5 protein-coding genes are annotated in these 4,842 nt (G+C 73.4%); 2 read left to right on the plus strand and 3 right to left on the minus strand.

Going from position 1 to position 4,842, the window contains the following annotated elements; all coding sequences use genetic code 11:
* Positions 1-90: 90 nt before the first annotated feature.
* Both ND748_RS25350 and ND748_RS25355 read right to left on the minus strand, forming a co-directional pair.
* The gene (locus ND748_RS25350; RefSeq protein ID WP_251748554.1) at positions 91-1,149 is read right to left on the minus strand and encodes an MBL fold metallo-hydrolase; all 1,059 of its coding nucleotides are present in this window, start codon (positions 1,147-1,149) and stop codon (positions 91-93) included.
* Positions 1,150-1,303: 154 nt separating this feature from the next.
* Positions 1,304-1,912, minus strand: coding sequence for a TetR/AcrR family transcriptional regulator (locus ND748_RS25355; protein ID WP_251748555.1), 609 nt, complete (start codon positions 1,910-1,912; stop codon positions 1,304-1,306).
* A 135-nt stretch (positions 1,913-2,047) separates the two neighbouring features.
* Between ND748_RS25355 and ND748_RS25360 the strand changes: the two genes are divergently transcribed.
* Positions 2,048-2,500 (plus strand): pyridoxamine 5'-phosphate oxidase family protein, encoded by a 453-nt coding sequence (locus tag ND748_RS25360; protein WP_251748557.1) that lies wholly within the window; start codon positions 2,048-2,050, stop codon positions 2,498-2,500.
* A gap of 255 nt (positions 2,501-2,755) precedes the next feature.
* Entirely contained in the window at positions 2,756-4,456 is a 1,701-nt protein-coding gene (locus ND748_RS25365) for an MFS transporter (RefSeq protein ID WP_251748559.1), read from the plus strand.
* Positions 4,457-4,460: 4 nt separating this feature from the next.
* Here ND748_RS25365 and ND748_RS25370 read toward each other — a convergent pair.
* On the minus strand, positions 4,461-4,842 hold a 382-nt coding region (locus ND748_RS25370; protein ID WP_251748561.1), incomplete at its 5' end, for a universal stress protein.

Genomic DNA, 4,842 nt, shown 5'->3' on the forward strand with positions numbered 1-4,842 from the left:
GGCCGGGACTGCCGGGACGGCCGGGACAGCCGGGACGGCCCTGACCGCGCGGCGGTTCCGGCTGCCCAGGCCGGTCGACGTCGGGGCGGGTCAGGCGTCCCGGCAGGCGGCGGGCTCGGCCGCGGAGTTCGTCGAGGCCAGTTCACCGGCCACCGCCTTGATGTTCGCCCGCTGGAGATCCGGCAGGGTGGCGACGGGCGGATAGCCGGGATGGTCCCGTTCCACCGCCTCGATGATCGAGCTCTGTTCGGCCGCGGTGACGGTGGCACCGCCGGGCGAGGCCGGGGCGATCGCCGCCCGGACCAACCGGCGGAACTGATGCAGGTAGGCGCGCTGCCGGGCGATGAGGTCGGCCGGACGCCCCGGCCCGCCGTGGCCGGGGTGCAGGGTCACGGCCTGCGGAAATCGGGCCTGAAGCTGGTCGAGCTCACCGAGCCAGCCGCAGGTGTGTCCCTCGATGAGGGCCGGGGTGGCTCCGTCCGAGACGAGGTCGCCGGCGAACAGGTCGCCGGTGGCCGGGACGTAGTAGACGGTCGCGTCGCTCGACTCGCCGGCGCCGAACTCGGCGGTCCGCACCTGGGTGCCGCCCACGTCGACCGTCGCGCCCGGCGCGACGACGTGGTCGGGCAGGGTCAGCCGCGCCGCGTAGTCCGATCCGGGCAGGGCCCGGGTCTGGTCGTAGTAACCGAGCGGATCGGTGCGCATGACGGTGACGGTGGCCTGGGAGGCGTAGACCGGCGCCGCCGGGAAGGCCTGGTGCAGCACGCCGATCCCGCCCACGTGGTCGGGATGCGGATGCGTGATCACGATCGCGGCCACCGGCCGACCCGTGCGGTGGATCGCGGTCAGGGCCTGCTCCGCGTCGGCGAGCGACCGCCCGGTGTCCACGACGAGCAGGCCGGCCGAGGTACGCAGCCACAGCGTGTTGACCGACCCCGGGTTCGGCGAGGCGTACCGCCCGATCTGACCCGCTCCCGCCGGGGGCGCCGATTCCGTCGGGGGCGCCGATTCCGTCGGGGCCGCCGGCAGCGCCCGGGCCGGACTGGCCGCGCTCGCGCAGCCTCCGATCAGTGCGACGGCGCATCCCAGCGCCGCCGCGGCGGCCGACGCCCGCAGCCGTCGTCCTCGTCGTCCTGTACTAGTCGCCATCGTGGTCCCGTCGAGGTCGGGCGGCCCCGGCCAGGCTGGCGGGGCCGCGGGCGGCTCCGATGCGATAGGGAACGATCCCTAGCAATGAGGGCGATACCCCGGGCGCGCCGGGACGAATCATCTGCCTGCGGGCAGACCGGCCCGGTCCCGACGGTCAGATCAGGCCGACCGCGCCGTGCACGAGCCGCTGGGTGGCCCGCACGAGGCGGTCGTCGCTCAGCCGGTAGTCATGCCGGAACGCCCGGTCGAACGCGTGCATGGCCGTGAAGAAGAGCACCGCGGTCGCCTCCACGTCCTCGACGTGGTACGCACCGGCGGCGACGCCGGCGGTGAGCAGAGCCGCGATCGCCTCGACGAGGCGATGATGGGCGGCGCGGTGGCCCAGCTCCTGCGCGGCGGGGCCCTCCCGGGGGTCGGCGAGGGCCGCGGGCAGATGCTGGAACAGCACGTCGTGCAGCCCCTCCTCGGCCCGGAAATGCTCGAAGCAGGCCAGGACCGCGGCGTCGAGCTTGCCCGGCCAGTCCGACCGGGCGGCCGCCGCGGTCGTGACGTGCGCGGCGAACTCGACGGCGAACTTCTCCTGCAACGCGAAGACCAGGCCGTCCTTGGACGGGAAGTACTGGTAGAACAGGCCCTTGGAGACCCCGGCCCGCCGGGTGATGTCGTCCAGCGTGGTCGCCGCGACCCCCTTGGCCACGAAGAGGTCGGCTCCCGCGGCCAACAGGTCAGCCCGCCGCTCGTCGGCCGGCTTGGTTCTGGGCATCAGCCCACCTCCACCCCATGGCCGCCCATGATACAGATCCGACTGACCGTCGGTCACTCTATTGACTGACGGTCAGTCGACTCGTAGTCTGCAGAACCGTCAGCAGGACAGCCATCGAGCCAGGGCAGGGCAGGCATGGACGAACGTCTCGCGCAGTTCATCGACGACCACCCGGACGCCGCCATGATCACCCTGCGGCCGGACGGATCAGCGCACGCCGCGCGCATCGAGGTGGCGCTCGTGCAGGGCCGCCTGTGGAGTTCCGGCGCCCCGGCCCTGGCGCGGACCGGGAACCTGCGCCGCGACCCGCGCGGGACGCTGTTCGTCTTCGCCCCGCCGCCGGATCCCCGCTGGGCCGGACTCGCGACGACCGTCCGGCTGCTCGACGGGCCGGACGCGCCGGACCTGCATGTCCGCCTCATGCGGGCCCGCCACGGCAGCGCCGCCCCCGCCGGGATGGTCCTCGCCCACGACGACGCGGTCGGCGGCGACCGTCCCTGGCTGCCGGACGAGTACCGGGCACATGTCCGGGCCGAGAAACGACTCATCTATGACTTCACCGTCACCCGGGCATACGGGAACTACTGACCGCACCTCACGTCGACCCCGCCTCCGCCGACCGCACCTCTGCCGCTCTCACGTCCGCCGACCCCACGTCCACCGACCCCACGTCCGACTTCCACCGACCTCACGTCCGCGGCCCTGCCACCGCCGCACCCGGTCCGGTCACCTCGGGCCGTCGCGAAACGTCAGATCACTGCCGCCCGCCGCCGCGGGCACGCCGGCCGATTCCGGCGACCCACACGCGCGCGGCAACCGATGCTTCAGGCCTCAGGGAGAACCATGGATCGGAAATGGTGGACGCTGCTGGTCGTCTGCGGCGCCACGTTCATGCTGCTGCTCGACGTGACCATCGTGATCGTCGCGCTGCCCGAGATCCAGAGCGGTCTGGACGCCGGCTTCGCCGACGTCCAGTGGGTCATCGACGCGTATGCCCTGACTCTGGCGGCGCTGCTGCTGACGGCCGGCTCGCTCGCCGATCTCTACGGACGCCGCCTGCTGTTCACCGTCGGATTCACGATCTTCACGGCGGGGTCGCTGTTGTGCGGGCTCTCGCAGTCGGCGATCATGCTGATCGTCTCGCGGGGCGTGCAGGGCGTGGGCGGCGCCGTGCTGTTCGCGACGTCGCTGGCACTGCTCGCCAACAGCTTCCGCGGCCGCGACCGGGGGATCGCCTTCGGAGTGTGGGGTGCGGTCACCGGTGTCGCCACGTCGCTGGGGCCCATCCTCGGCGGCCTGATCACCAGTGGGATCAGCTGGCGGGGCATCTTCCTGGTCAACGTGCCGATCGGGGTCGTCGCCGTCGCCCTGACGGTGTGGAAGGTCGAGGAGTCCCGGCCGCCGACGGCGCACCGCCCCGACTGGCCCGGTTTCGCGGTGCTCACCGCCGGGCTGGTCGGCGTGGTCTACGGCCTGATCCGGGCGGGCGAGACGGCCTGGTCGGACACCGGCGTGGTGGTCAGCCTGTGCCTGGGCGTCGCCTTCCTCGTGGCGTTCGTCGTCGTGGAGACCAGGGTCGCGCACCCGATGTTCGACCTGTCGCTGCTGCGCACCCCGACGTTCCTCGGCGGGTCGCTCGCGGCGGTCGCGATGAACGGCTCGCTGTTCGCGATGTTCGTCTACCTGGTCCTCTATCTCCAGAATGACCTGGGCTACTCCGCGCTCGGGTCGGGCGTGCGGCTACTGATCGTGAGCGCGGGCAGCTTCGTCGCCGCGACCGCCGCCGGACGGCTGAGCAGCGTGGTGCCGGCGCGGTGGCTCATCGGCCCCGGCCTGGCCCTGGTCGGCGTCGGCCTGCTGGTCATGTCCGGCCTGGACGCGGGCAGCTCCTGGACGCACCTGATCCCGGGCTTCGTCCTGGCGGGCATCGGCAGCGGGCTGGTGAATCCGCCGCTGGCCTCGACGGCCATCGGGGTGGTGCCGCCGGCGCGTTCCGGGATGGCGTCGGGCGCGAACACCACGTTCCGCCAGATCGGCATGGCGATCAGCATCGCGGCCCTCGGCTCGATCTTCGCGGCCCGGTTGGAAAGCGGGATCGACGGTGCCCTGCGCGGGGTCCCGGCGCTGCGTGGGCAGGGTGGTCAGATCGCCGACACGCTGCGCCGCGGTGACATCGACCAGCTCTTCGCCGCCACGCCCCCAAGCGCCCGCGGCCCGCTGGCCGGCGCGGTCCGAGCCGGCTTCGCGGGTGCGATCAACGACCTGCTCATCGTCACCGGCATCGTCGCGCTCGTCGGCGCGGTCTGTGCGCTGACGCTCATCCGTCGCAAGGACTTCGTCCCCCAGGGCCAGGCCGGCCCCGCCCCGGCCGGCGGCACCCCCGAGGATTCCCGTGCGCCCTCGCCCGTCGGTTCCGGGACCGGCCTCGACGGCCCAGGACGACGCGCGCCGGTCACGCCCTCAGCCCCAGGCGGCGGCGGCGGTGGCGGTAGCGGTGGCGGTGGCGGTGGCGGTGGCGGTCAGACAGTGAGCAAATCCGGCTGATCGTTCAACGGACAGGATCGGGGATGACCGCGACCGGGCAGCGCGCGTGATGCACGCACTGGTGCGCGACCGAGCCCAGCAGCAGGCCGGCGAAGCCGCCGTGACCACGGGCGCCGAGGACGAGCAGCCGGGCGTCGGCGGCCTCGGCGAGCAGGCTCTGCGCCGGGCCGCCAAACGCCAGCCGGGTGTCGAGGGTGACCTCCGCCAGCCCCCTGGCAGGCAGGCCCCTGGTAACACAGTCGTCGAGGACGGCGTGCGCGGCCTGTTCGAGCGTCGACCGGTCGCGGGCCGCACGGTGACCCGGGGGCACCAGCGGGGAGGGCTGCCAGGCGTGCACGACCCGCAGCGGCGCCGCGTGCAGCGCCGCCTGCTCGGCGGCCCAGCGC

This window comes from Frankia sp. AiPs1, assembly GCF_023716945.1.
In the GTDB taxonomy this organism is placed as follows: domain Bacteria; phylum Actinomycetota; class Actinomycetes; order Frankiales; family Frankiaceae; genus Frankia.

Coding starts and splice junctions, on each gene's coding strand:
- ND748_RS25355 (WP_251748555.1), bottom strand. CDS start 1,912: ATGCCCAGAACCAAGCCGGCCGACGAGCGGCGGGCTGACCTGTTGGCC.
- ND748_RS25360 (WP_251748557.1), top strand. CDS start 2,048: ATGGACGAACGTCTCGCGCAGTTCATCGACGACCACCCGGACGCCGCC.
- ND748_RS25350 (WP_251748554.1), bottom strand. CDS start 1,149: ATGGCGACTAGTACAGGACGACGAGGACGACGGCTGCGGGCGTCGGCC.
- ND748_RS25365 (WP_251748559.1), top strand. CDS start 2,756: ATGGATCGGAAATGGTGGACGCTGCTGGTCGTCTGCGGCGCCACGTTC.